At 67.8% G+C, this 13936-nt stretch carries 13 protein-coding genes; 8 read left to right on the top strand and 5 right to left on the bottom strand.

The genetic code is table 11. From position 1 onward, the window contains the following. Positions 1 to 148: 148 nt before the first annotated feature. From mnmG to G3A50_RS10170, 4 genes are read left to right on the top strand one after another with little or no spacing between them, the layout of a single operon-like run. Positions 149 to 2005, top strand: a complete 1857-nt coding sequence (mnmG, locus tag G3A50_RS10155) for a tRNA uridine-5-carboxymethylaminomethyl(34) synthesis enzyme MnmG (protein WP_163077509.1) — start codon at positions 149 to 151, stop codon at positions 2003 to 2005. 32 nt (positions 2006 to 2037) lie between these two features. Beyond that, complete coding sequence (gene rsmG / locus G3A50_RS10160) at positions 2038 to 2727, top strand: 16S rRNA (guanine(527)-N(7))-methyltransferase RsmG (protein ID WP_163075181.1); 690 nt, start codon at positions 2038 to 2040, stop codon at positions 2725 to 2727. Then, positions 2720 to 3592 carry a ParA family protein gene (locus G3A50_RS10165; protein WP_163075182.1) on the top strand — a complete coding sequence of 291 codons (873 nt, stop codon included), beginning with the start codon at positions 2720 to 2722 and terminating at the stop codon, positions 3590 to 3592. Before rsmG ends, G3A50_RS10165 begins: the two co-directional genes overlap by 8 nt. A 10-nt stretch (positions 3593 to 3602) precedes the next feature. Beyond that, a complete protein-coding gene (locus tag G3A50_RS10170; RefSeq protein ID WP_163075183.1) occupies positions 3603 to 4514 on the top strand; it encodes a ParB/RepB/Spo0J family partition protein in 912 nt (303 codons plus the stop codon). Between the two features lie 6 nt (positions 4515 to 4520). Here G3A50_RS10170 and holA read toward each other — a convergent pair whose 3' ends face one another. From holA to G3A50_RS10190, 4 genes are all read right to left on the bottom strand, one after another. Further along, positions 4521 to 5546, bottom strand: a complete 1026-nt coding sequence (gene holA, locus G3A50_RS10175) for a DNA polymerase III subunit delta (RefSeq protein ID WP_163075184.1) — start codon at positions 5544 to 5546, stop codon at positions 4521 to 4523. Positions 5547 to 5553: 7 nt separating this feature from the next. Continuing rightward, the gene (gene lptE, locus G3A50_RS10180) at positions 5554 to 6171 is read right to left on the bottom strand and encodes an LPS assembly lipoprotein LptE (RefSeq protein WP_163075185.1); all 618 of its coding nucleotides are present in this window, start codon (positions 6169 to 6171) and stop codon (positions 5554 to 5556) included. After that, positions 6158 to 8767, bottom strand: a complete 2610-nt coding sequence (gene leuS / locus G3A50_RS10185) for a leucine--tRNA ligase (protein ID WP_163075186.1) — start codon at positions 8765 to 8767, stop codon at positions 6158 to 6160. Before leuS ends, lptE begins: the two co-directional genes overlap by 14 nt. A 74-nt stretch (positions 8768 to 8841) precedes the next feature. After that, positions 8842 to 10587 (bottom strand): sensor domain-containing diguanylate cyclase, encoded by a 1746-nt coding sequence (locus tag G3A50_RS10190; protein WP_163075187.1) that lies wholly within the window; start codon positions 10585 to 10587, stop codon positions 8842 to 8844. A 199-nt stretch (positions 10588 to 10786) separates the two neighbouring features. On the opposite strand from G3A50_RS10190, the gene G3A50_RS10195 reads away from it, so the two are divergent. Continuing rightward, on the top strand, positions 10787 to 11470 hold the full coding sequence (locus G3A50_RS10195) for a YggS family pyridoxal phosphate-dependent enzyme (protein WP_163075188.1): 684 nt from the start codon (positions 10787 to 10789) through the stop codon (positions 11468 to 11470). A gap of 12 nt (positions 11471 to 11482) precedes the next feature. On the opposite strand, the gene G3A50_RS10200 is transcribed toward G3A50_RS10195, so the two are convergent. After that, on the bottom strand, positions 11483 to 12079 hold the full coding sequence (locus G3A50_RS10200) for a L,D-transpeptidase family protein (protein WP_246252325.1): 597 nt from the start codon (positions 12077 to 12079) through the stop codon (positions 11483 to 11485). A gap of 173 nt (positions 12080 to 12252) precedes the next feature. Between G3A50_RS10200 and G3A50_RS10205 the strand changes: the two genes are divergently transcribed. Genes G3A50_RS10205 through arfB form a run of 3 tightly spaced genes read left to right on the top strand, consistent with a single transcriptional unit; the run spans position 12253 to position 13922 of the window. After that, complete coding sequence (locus tag G3A50_RS10205; protein ID WP_163075190.1) at positions 12253 to 12939, top strand: response regulator transcription factor; 687 nt, start codon at positions 12253 to 12255, stop codon at positions 12937 to 12939. 59 nt (positions 12940 to 12998) lie between these two features. Further along, a complete protein-coding gene (locus G3A50_RS10210) occupies positions 12999 to 13487 on the top strand; it encodes a cyclic nucleotide-binding domain-containing protein (protein WP_163075191.1) in 489 nt (162 codons plus the stop codon). 3 nt (positions 13488 to 13490) lie between these two features. Further along, positions 13491 to 13922 carry an alternative ribosome rescue aminoacyl-tRNA hydrolase ArfB gene (gene arfB / locus G3A50_RS10215; RefSeq protein ID WP_163075192.1) on the top strand — a complete coding sequence of 144 codons (432 nt, stop codon included), beginning with the start codon at positions 13491 to 13493 and terminating at the stop codon, positions 13920 to 13922. The last annotated feature ends 14 nt before the right edge of the window (positions 13923 to 13936 follow it).

The raw sequence follows: 13936 nt of genomic DNA on the forward strand, positions 1-13936 counted from the left end.
GGAATGTTTCACGTGAATCAGGCTTTCGGGGCGCCGGGGCAGCGGACGCATCGCCGTCGATTCCCGCGATGCCTTGACGGGAACCGCGCAAGCAGGCTCAAGAGAGCAGCGCGAGGCGGAACGGGCGTCGTGCGCGGAGAGCGGAATGATGAGCGCGGACCAACTGAAATTCGATGTCGTCGTCATCGGCGGCGGACATGCCGGTACGGAGGCAGCGGCAGCGGCGGCCCGCCTTGGGGCCGTCACGGCGCTGATCACCCATCGCCACGACACCATCGGCATCATGTCGTGCAACCCGGCGATCGGTGGCCTCGGCAAGGGACATCTCGTCCGTGAGATCGACGCCCTTGACGGGCTGATGGGCCGGGTGGCCGACGCCGCCGGCATCCAGTTTCGCGTTCTCAACCGCCGCAAGGGTCCCGCTGTTCGGGGGCCGCGCGCGCAGGCCGACCGCCGTCTTTACGCGCAGGCGATGCAGAACGAGATCGATTCGCTCCCGAACCTATCGGTCGTGGAAGCCGAGGCCGATGCGTTGATCGTGGCCGAGGGGCGCGTCACCGGGCTTCGCCTGGCGGACGGCCGGAGCGTGTTGGCCGGCGCGGTGGTGATCACCACCGGGACGTTTCTCAACGGGCTTATCCATATTGGCGACCGTCAGATCCCGGCGGGCCGGATGGGGGAGGCGCCGGCGCGCGGGCTGTCCGGCTCCTTGGCACAGCTTGGGCTCAGCCTCGGGCGGCTCAAGACGGGCACGCCGCCGCGCCTCGATGGACGCACCATCGACTGGGCGGCGCTTGAGATGCAGCCGGGCGATTCGCCTCCGGAACCATTTTCAACGCTGACCGAGCGCATCACCACGGCGCAGATCGCCTGCGGCATCACCCGCACGACGGCCGCGACGCATGCGGTGATCCGGGCCAATATCGGCCGCTCGGCGATGTACTCGGGAAACATCCAGAGCGTGGGGCCGCGCTACTGCCCGTCCATCGAGGACAAGATCGTTCGCTTCGGAGAAAGGGAAGGTCATCAGATCTTCCTGGAGCCGGAAGGGCTGGATGACCCGACAGTCTATCCCAATGGAATCTCGACCTCGCTGCCCGAGGATGTGCAGATCGCGCTCCTCGCCACCATTCCCGGTCTTGAGCGCGTGACGATGATGCGGCCGGGCTATGCGATCGAGTACGACCATGTCGACCCCCGCGAGCTGGAGCCGACGCTCGAACTGCGCCGGCTGCGGGGGCTGTTCCTGGCCGGGCAGATCAACGGGACCACCGGCTATGAGGAGGCCGCCGCGCAGGGGCTCGTCGCCGGGATGAACGCGGCACGGCGGGCGGGCGGACTGGAGGGCACCACCTTCGACCGGGCCGAAGCCTATATCGGCGTGATGCTTGACGATCTGGTCACGCGCGGGGTCAGCGAGCCTTACCGCATGTTCACCTCGCGGGCCGAGTACCGGCTGTCATTGCGGGCCGACAATGCGGACCAGCGGCTGACGTGGCGCGGCGAGGCGCTCGGGCTGATCGGCGCCCGGCGGCGGGAGAGCTTCGCCCAAAAGACCGCCGCGCTGAGCCGGGTGCGCGACTGGGCCGGCTCGGTGTCGCTGACCCCGGGGGAGGGCGAGCGTCACGGGCTGACGCTGAACCGCGACGGGCAGCGCCGCACGGCATTCGATCTGCTCTCCTATCCTCATGTCGGCTGGAGCGATATCTGCCGGATCTGGCCGGAGGTCGCGGGCGAGGAAGCGCGGATCGGCGAGCAGGTGGAGATCGACGCGAAGTACGCGGTCTACCTGCACCGTCAGGAGGCCGATATCGTCTCCTTCCGCCGCAATGAGGCGGCGGCATTGCCGGAGGTGGACTACCGCTCGCTGGCCGGCATCTCCAACGAGATCAAGGCCAAGCTGGAATCGATTCGGCCCCGTACCATTGGTCAGGCCAGCCGCATCGACGGCATGACGCCCGCGGCGCTGGCGCTTCTGGCGGCTCATGCCCGCAAGGCGCAGTAGCGCGACAGGACCTTCGCGGGCGAATATGGGGCATGAGCAAGATCGATTCGGCGGAGCGCGCCCGCGCGTTGGACCTCGTCCCTGTTTCACGTGAAACAGCGGAGCGGCTCGACGTCATCGTGGCGCTGCTGGAGAAATGGCAGCGCACCATCAATCTGGTGGCGCCGGCGACGCTGCCGCAGCTGTGGACGCGGCATGTGGCGGACTCGCTCCAGCTGGTGCCGCTGGCGGGACAGGTGACGCGCTGGGTCGATCTCGGCTCAGGGGGCGGCTTCCCGGGCCTCGTGGTGGCGGCGGCGCTGGCGGAGATCCCGGCCGCGGATGTGACCCTCGTGGAGAGCGATAGCCGGAAGGCGGCGTTTCTGCGGGAGGCGGCGCGGGTGGCGGAACTGCCGGTGACGGTGGTTCCGGCGCGGATCGAACAGGTCGCCGCGCAACTGGCGCCGGGCGTTGAGGTCGTTTCGGCCCGTGCGCTTGCACCATTGAGCCGATTGATCGAGCTGGCGCATCCCTTCCTTGCAAAAGGCGCTGTCGGACTGTTTCTCAAGGGACAAGATGTTGATAACGAATTGACCGAGTCAGCTAAATCTTGGAGAATCTCCTCAAGGATCGCGCCCAGCCTGACAGACCGTAGCGGCCGGATCCTGATCGTGACATCCGCCGTTCCGCTGGCACCGATCAAGGAAGCCGCCGGGAACGCAAAAGGGTCGACCCATGACTGACCAGGCTCCGCTCGTTCCGGCCGCAACCGATGGCATGACGCGCCGCAAACCGCGCGTGCTTGCGCTGGCGAACCAGAAGGGTGGCGTCGGCAAGACCACGACGGCGATCAATCTCGGCACCGCGCTCGCCGCGATCGGCGAGACGGTGCTGGTCGTCGATCTCGACCCGCAGGGCAATGCCTCGACCGGCCTTGGAATAGACCGCCGCAGCCGGCGGGTGTCCACCTATGACGTGCTCATGGGCGAGATCGAGCTGCGTGATGCGGTGCTGGAAACGGCGGTGCCTCGACTGCACATCGTGCCCTCGACCATGGATCTTTCCGGCCTCGAACTCGACCTCGCCACCGAGCGCGATCGCGCCTTCCGGTTGAGGAACGCGATCGCGCGTCTGAATGAGGAAAATTCGTTTCGGGACGAGAACAATTTTGCCTACAGCTATGTGCTGATCGATTGTCCGCCCTCGCTGAACCTGATCACGGTCAACGCGATGGCGGCGGCGAATGCGATCCTGGTGCCGCTGCAGTGCGAGTTCTTCGCGCTGGAGGGGCTGTCGCAGCTGCTGAAGACGGTGGACCAGGTGCGGACCACGCTCAATCCCGGGCTGTCGATCCACGGCATCGTGCTGACCATGTTCGACGCGCGGAACAACCTGTCTTCGCAGGTGGTGGATGATGTGCGCCAGTTCATGGGCGACAAAGTGTATGAGACGATCATCCCGCGCAATGTGCGGGTGTCCGAGGCGCCGTCCTATGGCAAGCCCGTGCTGCTCTATGATCTCAAATGCGTGGGGTCGCAGGCCTATCTTCGTCTCGCATCCGAAATAATCCAGCGCGAGCGCACCCTGCGCAGCGCCGCAGCGGTCTGAGGAGGGGGCGATGGCCATGGCGGATGATGGCGGACGGTCGCGACTCGGGCGCGGTCTCGCGGCCCTGATCGGCGATATGGGGGAGATGAGCGACCTCGCCGGAGCGCCCTCGCGTCCGGCGGGCGGGCAGCGCCGCGTGCCGCTCGCGTTCCTCCGCGCCAATCCGAACAACCCGCGCCGCAGTTTCGCGGAGGAGGATCTCGAGGACCTCGCCGGTTCGATCCGCGAGCGTGGGGTCATTCAGCCCATCGTGGTCCGCGCGGTGTCCGGCCAACGTGACGCGTTCGAGATCGTCGCCGGCGAGCGTCGCTGGCGGGCCTCGCAGCGCGCCGGGTTGCACGAGGTGCCGATCGTCATCGTAGAGGTGGACGACCGCGAGGCGCTCGAGATCGCGATCATCGAGAACGTCCAGCGCGCCGACCTCAATCCGCTGGAAGAGGCGGCGGGCTATCAGTCGCTGTCCGACCAGTTCGGCTATTCGCAGAACGATCTGGCGCGGGTGATCGGCAAGAGCCGAAGCCATGTGGCCAACACGATGCGGCTGCTGAAGCTGCCGGATTCGGTGAAGACCTATCTCGCCGACGGGCGTCTTTCCGCCGGCCATGCGCGGGCATTGTTGACGCAGGACGATCCCGAGCATCTGGCCCGCGTCATCGTCGAGCAGGGCATGAATGTCCGCGCGATCGAGGCGTTGGCCCAGGAGCTGAACGGGGCCAAGGCGGAAGCGGCCGGGAAACCGGCGCGCAAGCCGAAGGCGGTCGCGGCGCTGGATGCCGACACGGCCGCGCTGCAGCGCCGGCTGTCGGATGAGCTTGGCCTTCAGGTTTCGCTGCGCCATGACGGCGAAGCGGGCGAGGTGCGCATTCGCTATTCCTCGCTCGACCAGCTGGACGAGATCTGCCGGCGTCTTTCCGCGGGTTGAGGGCGCTCAGCCCCGGCGCGCGAGGCCGGCAATCTGGAGCAGGACGCGCTCGGCGATGGCGGGGGCGAGTGCCGCATTGCGCCGGGCGGCGAGGAGCGCGTCGTCGAGCGTGAGCAGAGCGGTTTTCAGGCGCTCGGCGGTCCAGCTCCGTAACGCCTTTTCAATCAATGGCTTGCGCCGAAAATGAATGGCCGGCCGGGCGCCATCGATGGCCCGCTCGACACTGCCGCCGGACTCGATGCCGATGCGCATCATGTGCAGGTTCTGCACGGTGCGGCAGACCGCGCCGAGCAGCACATCCGCGCGCATGCCCTCGTGAATGGCCTTGCCAAAGGCCCCCGACATTTCCGCCGACTGGCCGGCGAGGGCGGCGTCGGCCACTTCGTCGATGGCCAGGCTCGACGCGTCTCCGACAATGGCGCGCACCTGTTCGGCGGTGATGCGGGGCTCGCCCATGGCGTAAAGCAGGAGCTTGGAAATCTCGCCGCGCGAGGCCAGACGGTCGCCGCCAAGCAGCCCCATCAGTTCCGCCCGCGCGTCGCGATCGATGGCGATGCCGGCCTCGGTGGTCATCGTGTCCACCAGTCGGGCGAGGTCGCGCTCGCCGTCGGCGTAGCAGGCGATGGCCACGGCGCGGGGGGAGGATTCGCACAAGGCACGCAGGCCGGCGCCGCGCTTGAGATCGCCGGCTTCAATGACGATGACGGCGTCTTCCACAGGGGCGGCGAGCAGCGCCTCGACGGCGGGGACGATGTTGCGGCTGCCGGCGCGCACCGATACCACGCGCCGTCCGCCGAACAGGGCGACGGTGCCGGCCTCGTCGGCCAGGCGGCCGGGGTCGCCGGCGATCTCGTCGCCATCCAGGCGGACAAGGCCGAACGGATCGTCGGTGCCCTTTGCGGCGCGGGCGAGATAATTGGCGGCGCGCTCACGCACCAGCCCGGTGTCGGGACCGAACAGCAGGACGACCGGGCGAAGCGGATCGATTCGCGAGAGCGTCGATTCGACGTCGGCCGGCCGGACGGCAACCATGCCCGGATCAGCTCTTGGGAGCGGGGGCGGCGGGAGCGGGAGTTGTGACGGAGGCGGCAACTTCCGGGGCGAGCGCGAAGAAGGAGGCGAGCTGGCCCTTGATGCTGTCGGCCGCGACCTGCGAGGCACGGTTCTGCGCGTCGCGAATGGCGCGCTCGCGGGCGAAACGCTGATAGCCGCTGTCGATCGAGGCCTTTCCGAAGGCGCTGGCGCCGATAAGCTGCTTCTTCGGATCGGCGGCATCGAACAGGCGCCAGGACACGTCGACCGAGACAAGCTCGACCTCGGGCAGGCCGGAGACCGAATCGACGATGGACGCGGTCGTGCTGGTGTTCACCGTCAGTTCCAGCCGATACGCCGCCGCCGTCGGATTTCCCGCGCCACCGGTCAAGGCGAAGATCAGATCGTTGCGCACTTCGTTGCCGAGGCGGCCACCGACGAACACGACCTGGATGTTCTCCAGCTGCTCCTGCATCGTGGCGCCCGAAACAGGGTTCTTCTGCGCGTACATGGGCTGAAAGCAGCCCGCGGTCGAAAGCGCGAGAAGTCCCACCGCTGCCAGACCCAGCAGGCGGCGGCGGGAGGACTGGCGGTGTATCCGGTGGGGCGGCTCAAACGACGACATTCACGATCCTCTGCGGCACCACGATGATACGCTTCGGGGCGCGCCCGTCGAGTGCCTTGACCACGGCATCGAGCGCAAGAACGGCACTTTCGACCTCGGCGGGACTGGCCCCGGCGGGAACGGTGATATCGGCGCGCCGCTTGCCGTTGATCTGAATCGGCAGCGTAACGGTGTCGTCCGCCAGCAGCGCGGGGTCGACCGCCGGCCAGCCGGCTTCGGCGGCAAGGCCGGGCTGGCCCAGCACTGTCCAGCACTCCTCGGCGAGATGGGGCACCATGGGGGCGACGGCCGACACCAGGAACACCGCCGCCTCGCGCAGGGCAAAGCCGACATCGGGCGTGACCTCGCCCTTGCGGGCGGCGGCAAGGGCGTCGCCGAACTGGTTGGCGAAGGCGTGAACCCGCGCCACCGCGACGTTGAAGCGAAGGCGCTCGACGTCGTCCTCGACCTGGGCCGCAAGCTTGTGCGCCCCGCGGCGAAGCGCGATCGATTCGTTACCGAAATGATCGGGGGTGGCGACCTCGTTCGGCGCCAGGGCTGCGGCATCGCCCACCAGGCGCCAGATGCGCTGGACAAAGCGCCAGGCGCCCTCGATGCCGGCGCTGGTCCATTCGCTGTCGCGCTCGGGCGGCGTGTCGGCCAGCATGAACCAGCGCGCGCAGTCGACGCCATAGGTGTCGGCAACGATCTCCGGCGGCACCACGTTCCGCTTGGACTTCGACATCTTCTCCGGGGCGCCGACGGTGACCGGCTCGTCGGTGCCCACCCGGACGGCGGTGCCGTCGGGGCGCTTCTCGACCTCTTCGGGGAACAGCCACTTGCCGGCCGTATCCTTGTAGGTCTCGTGGACCACCATGCCCTGCGTGAACAGGCCTGCGAAGGGCTCGGCCACCGAGACGCGGCCCATCTTCTTCAACGTCCGGGTGAAGAAGCGCGCATAGAGCAGATGCAGGATCGCGTGCTCGATACCGCCGATGTACTGGTCAACCGGCAGCCAGGCGTCAGCGGCGTCCTTCTGCAGCGGCGCGGTGCCGGGCTCGGACGCGAACCGGGCGAAGTACCAGGACGAGTCCACGAAGGTGTCCATGGTGTCGGTTTCGCGCCGCGCCGCGCTTCCGCAGCGCGGGCAGTCCACATGCTTCCAGGTCGGATGACGGTCCAGCGGGTTGCCCGGCTGGTCGAAGGTGACGTCTTCCGGCAGGCGCACGGGCAGCTGGTCCTGCGGCACCGGCACCGGGCCGCAGGATTCGCAATGGATGATCGGGATCGGGCAGCCCCAGTAGCGCTGGCGCGAAATGCCCCAGTCGCGCAGGCGGTAGTTCACCGCGCGCTCCCCGACCGGCGCCGGACCGAGGATCTCGTTCTCCAGCCGGAGCGCAACCGCTTCCTTGGCGGCCGGCACCGAAAGGCCATCGAGGAAGCGGGAATTATACAGCGTGCCGTCGCCCTCATAGGGCGCTTCGGCGACGGAGAAGGTCGCGGGATCGACATCCGGCGGCAGCACGACCGGGATGATCGGCAGGCGGTACTTGCTGGCGAAGTCGTGGTCGCGCTGGTCGTGGGCCGGGCAGCCGAAGATCGCGCCGGTGCCGTATTCCATCAGCACGAAATTGGCGACATAGACCGGCAGATGCGCCCCGCCGAGCGGATGGCGCACCGTGAGGCCGGTGTCGTAGCCCATCTTCTCCTGGGTCTCGATCTCCGCCGTGGAGGTGCCCCCGCGCCGGCATTCGTCGACGAAGGCCTTCAGAGCCGGAGTCCTGGCCGCGAGCGCTTCGGTGAGCGGGTGGCCGGGCGAGAGGGCGAGGAAGGAGGCGCCGAACAGCGTGTCCGGGCGTGTGGTGTAGACCTTGATCTCCGACCCCAGTTCGGGGAGCGGGTTCTCCAGCGCAAAGCGCACATGGAGGCCCTCGGACCGCCCGATCCAGTTGCGCTGCATCAGGCGCACCTTGTCGGGCCAGCGCTCCAGCGTGTCGAGGCCGGCGAGCAGTTCCTCGGAGGCATCGGAAATGCGGAAGAACCACTGCGCGAGCTTGCGCCGCTCAACCAGCGCGCCGGAGCGCCAGCCGCGCCCGTCGATCACCTGCTCGTTGGCGAGCACGGTGTTGTCGACCGGGTCCCAGTTCACCTCGCTCTCGCGACGATAGGCGAAGCCGCCGGCGAGGAACTCCAGGAAGATGCGCTGCTGCTCCCCGTAATAGGAGGGATCGCAACTGGCGATCTCGCGCGACCAGTCCAGCGACAGGCCGAGCAGCTTGAGCTGCTCGCGCATCGTGGCGATGTTCTCGTAGGTCCAGATGCCGGGATGGGTGTTGCGCTCGATGGCGGCGTTTTCGGCCGGCAGGCCGAACGCGTCCCAGCCCATCGGGTGCAGGACGTTGAAGCCCTTCATCCGCTTGAAGCGCGCCACCACGTCGCCCATGACGTAGTTGCGACCGTGGCCGATATGGATGCGTCCCGACGGATAGGGGAACATCTCGAGCACGTAGTATTTGGGCCGGGGATCGTCGTTGCGGGTACGATAAATGCCGCGCTCGTCCCAGATCTTTTGCCAGCGGGGCTCGGCCTCGCGGGCGTTGTAGCGCTCGGTGCTCATGGGTGGATGTCGTCTAAGCCAGTGTCAGGACATGGTGGGATGGCGCGGGACTAGGCACCAAGTCCGGCGTCCGGTCAACCTTGCCCTTGCTTTCGGATCTCTTCCGGAGCCGCGATGATGGGCGTCGTCTCGTCCTGGGGCTGGACGTTCACCGTGCAGCGCACCGTGTTTCGCCCGGCGTGCTTGGCGGCATAAAGCGCCCGGTCGGCGGCGACGAACAGGTCCGACAGGGTAAGCTGGGGAGAGGGTCGGCAGGACGCGCAGCCGATGCTGACGGTGACGATGCCCTCGGGCGCGCCGCTGTGGGCAATGGCGGCCCGTTCCACGGCTTTTCGCAGCCGTTCCGCGACATCCGCCGCCGCGCCGAGCGGCGCGCCGGGCATGAGCACCGCGAATTCCTCGCCGCCGATGCGGGCCACGATGTCGGTGCCGCGCACGGTGGCGGCGAGCGCCTGCGCCAGGCTCTGGAGGCAGTGGTCGCCTTCCTGGTGGCCGTAGCGGTCGTTGAACCTCTTGAAATGGTCGATGTCCAGGATGGCCAGGGCGAGCTGGGGGGCGGTGCCCCATTGCAGCGCCGCCACGGCGTCGAAGCTGCGGCGGTTGGCGATGCCGGTCAGCGGATCGAGGCTGGCGAGGGAACTGAGGCGCCTGTTGGCGCTTCGCAAGGCCGACTCGCGGCGCATGAGTTCTTCCGCCATCGATTCGAACGCGATGGCGAGCGGCTGCATTTCGACGACAAGGGCCGGCGACCTGTCGGACTGGACATCCTCGCCGCGCCCGAAACGCACCAGCCGGTCGGCGAGTGTCTTCACCGGCGTGACGATGAGCCGTTCGCCGGCGATCCAGAGACCGATGACGATGAGGAGGCTGGCCAGAAGCAGGGTCAGTCCGGCCTGAAAGGTGGCGCGCTCGATTGGCGCCAGGATGGTGCGTTCATCCACCCCGACGATGAGATGCATATTGCCACCGGGCAGGCGGCTGAAGGCATAGATGCGCCGCACGCCATCGGTGCCGTTGGCGGTGACCGTACCGCTGGTCCGGCTCATGGCCCGGGCCACGAAGTCTTCCTGGTGCAGATTCTGGCCGATCAGAGCGGGATCATCGGGGTAGTTGATCATGACCGCGCCCGACGGATCGATGATCATCATCTCCGCACCGAGGCCGAGCTCGTCGACGAGGCCGCGCGGAAACAGCTCCTCGATATCGACGCGCGCCACCAGCACGCCGATGATGCGGCCGCTGGGGCCGACCAGCGGATGGTCGGCATAGATGCTGGGTGCGCCCGTCACCAGGGACCGTGAGACGGTTTCTATCGTGGGGATGCCGCGCATCGCGATCTTGAAGTGGTCGCGGTTGGAGACATCGAGGCCGGCGGCATTCGGCGCGGTTCCACAGCGCACGATGCCATTGCCGGCGATGACCGCGAGCGACGCCGCCACCGGCGTCACTTCCAGCACATGGTGCAGCCGGTCGCAGAGCTCGGGCGCCGCTGGCGTCAGGCCCGGATCGGGCGTGGAAGCGGGGACATTGGCGTCGCGCGGGATGCTGAAGGCATCCTCCGTCGTCATGCGGGTGTCGGAGGCGAGAGTGACTAGCATCGTGCGGACGGCGGTCAGCCCATTCTCGTAGTGGCCGACCCCGCGCTCGGTCAGTTCGAACACATGCCGTTCCGCCGCCGCGACGTTGTCCCGCTCCAGCCGGACGATGCTGTAGGTGCGTTCGGCGATGACCAACGTCATCACGATGGCGGCCAGTACGCCCAGCCGCACGCGAAGACTGACAGTGCGCGCGCCCTGCCTTACCTGGGCGTGCCGTTTCACGCCGGCATCTGCGTAAGGAACCGGCGAGCGTTCTTCATTCACGATGGGAATTGACCACGAAGCCTTCACTGGAATTTAGGTACGACCGCTCTCGGGTTGCCGCAAGGGCATATCCGGGGCAGGTCCAACGAACGGACCGGCTTTCTTGACAAGATCGGCGGTTGCTCGCATTGCCATCCGTCAACGGCCGGAGCGTGGAATGATAACAGAGAATGGCGAGGCGATGACCCATCGTCTTGCACAGGTTCGCGAGCGCATCGCGCAAGCCTGCCTCGATTGCGGGCGAACGCCCGGCGAGGTGCGCCTGATCGCTGTCTCCAAGACCTTCGATGCGCCCCACATCACACCGGTGATCGAGGCTGGCCAGCGGCTTTTCGGCGAGAACCGTGTGCAGGAAGCCAAAGCCAAATGGCCGGAACTGAGGGCCGGCCGGCCCGACATCGAGCTGCATCTGATTGGGCCGCTGCAGACCAACAAGGTGCGCGAGGCGCTGGCGCTGTTCGACGTCATTCACACCCTCGACCGGCCCTCCCTCGCCGCCGCCCTCGCCAAGGAGCTGCCCCGGCTGGAGGGGCAGCCCGCGCCGCGGCTTCTGGTGCAGGTGAACACGGGCGAGGAGCCGCAGAAGGCAGGCGTCGCGCCGCAGGAGGTCGATGCATTCATCGCCACCTGCCGCGAGCAGCATGGTCTCGTCCTCGAGGGGCTCATGTGCATTCCCCCGGCCGACGAGCCGGCGGCCCCGCATTTCGCGCTGCTGGCCAAGATCGCCGCCCGTAACGGGCTCTCCGCGCTTTCCATGGGCATGAGCGGCGATTTCGAGACCGCGATCGCCCTTGGCGCGACCTATGTGCGTGTCGGCAGCGCGATCTTCGGCGGGCGCTGAGCGGCCGGCCCTCTAGCCGACCACGATCCGGGTATGCGTCGAGAGGCGCGGCAGCAGACGCCTGAGATCCGCGCGGCGGAAGGCGATGCACCCGGCCGTGGGCACGAAGCCCTGTCCCGCCGTGGCGCCCTCGCGCGCCAGATGCAAGAACACCGCCGAGCCACGCCGCGCCCGCCGGGGCCGGGCATTGTGATCGAGCACGATGACGAGGTCGTACAGCCCGTCCGCCCGCCACATTTCTTCATGCGACGGGGCGAAGGGCAGGCGCACCGGCTGATTGTAGCGCCCGTCCGCCGGATCATCGCACCAGCCATCCTCGGGACGGGTGCGCCGCGCCGGCAGGGCGGTTGCGGGGCGCCCGCCATGGTCGGCACGGAAGCGAAGCGCGCGCGGATGCCAGGTTCCCGCCGGCGTGGCGCCGTCGCCTTCGCGTTTGTCGTGCCTGATTCCCGCCCGCCCGAGCGCGACTGGTAAGCGGAGACCTCCCGCGAGGACAATGCCTTGCGTCGGCCGGCCCGGAAGGGCGACGACACGGAGACGGGAGAGCCGTGTGATGCGTTTCGCGGGGGATTTCGTCCGCCCTGAATCGCGAAGGGTCTTCTTCTTCACGCGTTTTCCGTTCACGATCACGTCACGAACCCGCTCGTGCTTCGCATCGCGGGACGCCTAGTCTTGCCGAATGAGCCCGGTCTGCCTACTCGGGTGACCCACGGCAACCCATCCTGCGCCGCGCGAGAGTGAACGTGCGACGCGGCGCGAACAAGAGGTTCGGGAGAGCGGACATGGCGAATGCACAGCGGGTCCTGGTAGTCGACGACGATAATGAGCTGCGCGACGCGCTGGTCGAACAGCTCTCGCTCTACGACGAGTTCGAGGTCGTGGCGGTTGATTCGGCGCAGGCCGCGATGGGCGTGGTCGAGGAGAGCCGGATCGATCTGGTGCTGATGGACGTCGGCCTGCCGGATCTGGACGGGCGTGAAGCGGTGCGGCGCATGCGCGAGCACGGCTTCAAGGCGCCGGTCATCATGCTCACCGGCCATGACACCGACAGCGACACCATCATGGGGCTGGAGGCGGGGGCCAACGACTATGTCGTGAAGCCGTTCCGGTTCGCGGTGCTGCTGGCGAGGATCCGTGCCCAGATGCGCTCCCACGAGGCGAGCGAGGACGCGGTCTTCACCATCGGACCCTACACGTTCCGGCCCGGCGCCAAGATGCTGGTGACCGATCGCAATTCCAAGATCCGGCTGACGGAGAAGGAAACCGCCATCCTGCGTTACCTTTACCGGGCCGGAAAGAAGCCCGTGGCGCGGGAGATTCTTCTTCAGGAGGTGTGGGGCTATAATTCCGGGGTGACGACGCACACGCTGGAAACCCACATCTACCGCCTGCGGCAGAAGATCGAGAAGGATCCCTCGCATCCGAACCTGCTGGCCACCGAAGCCGGTGGCTACAAACTGCTTCCCTGACCGGACGGTGACGCCCGGTCCGCCCCCTTCCGCTGTCTGACCGGAGACTTCGTTGTCCGATGTCCATTGAGGACGATATCGCGCTGCTGGACCGGGTGCCGCTGCTTCGGCTGCTTGGAAAGGATGTGCTGCGGGTCATCGCCATCAGTGCAGAGACACGGCCGCTGAACGAGGGCGAGATCCTGTTCCGCGAGGGGCAGTTCGCCGAGGCGGGTTATGTGGTCGTCAGGGGCCGGCTGGGCCTCACCCGCGAAGACCCGGCGCTGGCCCGCCGGCCCGGGCAGAGTGCCGAGGCGGGACCCGGCTCGCTGCTGGGCGAAATGGCCCTCATCACCGAGACCAAGCGTCCGGCGACGGCGACGGCGCTGGAGCCCTCCGCCATCATGCGCATTCCCCGCGTCATCTTCCTGCGCACCATTGAGGGCTACCCCGACGCGGCGATACGGATCGGCCGCGAGCTGAGCGAGAGGCTGTCCGACACGCTGGGCGAACTCGACGGAGTGCGGGTGAAGATCGAAGCGCTCGACAGCCCGTCCTCGCGTCGCTAGCCGATGATACCGGTCACGCCCCGCCTCTGGCTCGACGAGAACGAGATCGAGGAGAGCTTCGTGCGCGCCTCGGGACCAGGCGGGCAGAACGTCAACAAGGTGTCGAGCGCGGTCAGGCTGCGTTTCGACGTGCGCAACTCGCAGACCCTGCCGGCCGGCGTGAAGGAGCGGCTCGAACGCCTCGCCGGCCGCCGCCTCACCAATGACGGCGTGATCGTGATCGTCGCCCAGCGCCACCGCACCCAGGAGCGCAACCGCGAGGACGCGCTGGAGCGGCTGGTCGAACTGGTGCGCGAGGCGGCCGTTGTTCCCGTCACCCGGCGCCCGACACGGCCCACGCTCGGCTCCAAGCTGCGCCGGCTGGAGGGCAAGGCCCAGCGTTCGGGAATCAAGGCGATGCGACGGGACAAGCCGTCCGGCGGAGGCGACGACTGAGGGGGGCCGAGACA

Origin of the sequence: Ancylobacter pratisalsi, from assembly GCF_010669125.1 — a bacterium.
GTDB lineage: Bacteria > Pseudomonadota > Alphaproteobacteria > Rhizobiales > Xanthobacteraceae > Ancylobacter > Ancylobacter pratisalsi.

Bases quoted from the DNA above. Each gene is read 5' to 3' on its own strand.
- G3A50_RS10170 (WP_163075183.1), top strand. From the start codon at position 3,603: ATGGCCATGGCGGATGATGGCGGACGGTCGCGACTCGGGCGCGGTCTC.
- G3A50_RS10165 (WP_163075182.1), top strand. From the start codon at position 2,720: ATGACTGACCAGGCTCCGCTCGTTCCGGCCGCAACCGATGGCATGACG.
- holA (WP_163075184.1), bottom strand. From the start codon at position 5,546: ATGGTTGCCGTCCGGCCGGCCGACGTCGAATCGACGCTCTCGCGAATC.
- G3A50_RS10205 (WP_163075190.1), top strand. From the start codon at position 12,253: ATGGCGAATGCACAGCGGGTCCTGGTAGTCGACGACGATAATGAGCTG.
- lptE (WP_163075185.1), bottom strand. From the start codon at position 6,171: ATGTCGTCGTTTGAGCCGCCCCACCGGATACACCGCCAGTCCTCCCGC.
- G3A50_RS10195 (WP_163075188.1), top strand. From the start codon at position 10,787: ATGATAACAGAGAATGGCGAGGCGATGACCCATCGTCTTGCACAGGTT.
- mnmG (WP_163077509.1), top strand. From the start codon at position 149: ATGAGCGCGGACCAACTGAAATTCGATGTCGTCGTCATCGGCGGCGGA.
- arfB (WP_163075192.1), top strand. From the start codon at position 13,491: ATGATACCGGTCACGCCCCGCCTCTGGCTCGACGAGAACGAGATCGAG.
- G3A50_RS10210 (WP_163075191.1), top strand. From the start codon at position 12,999: ATGTCCATTGAGGACGATATCGCGCTGCTGGACCGGGTGCCGCTGCTT.
- rsmG (WP_163075181.1), top strand. From the start codon at position 2,038: ATGAGCAAGATCGATTCGGCGGAGCGCGCCCGCGCGTTGGACCTCGTC.
- leuS (WP_163075186.1), bottom strand. From the start codon at position 8,767: ATGAGCACCGAGCGCTACAACGCCCGCGAGGCCGAGCCCCGCTGGCAA.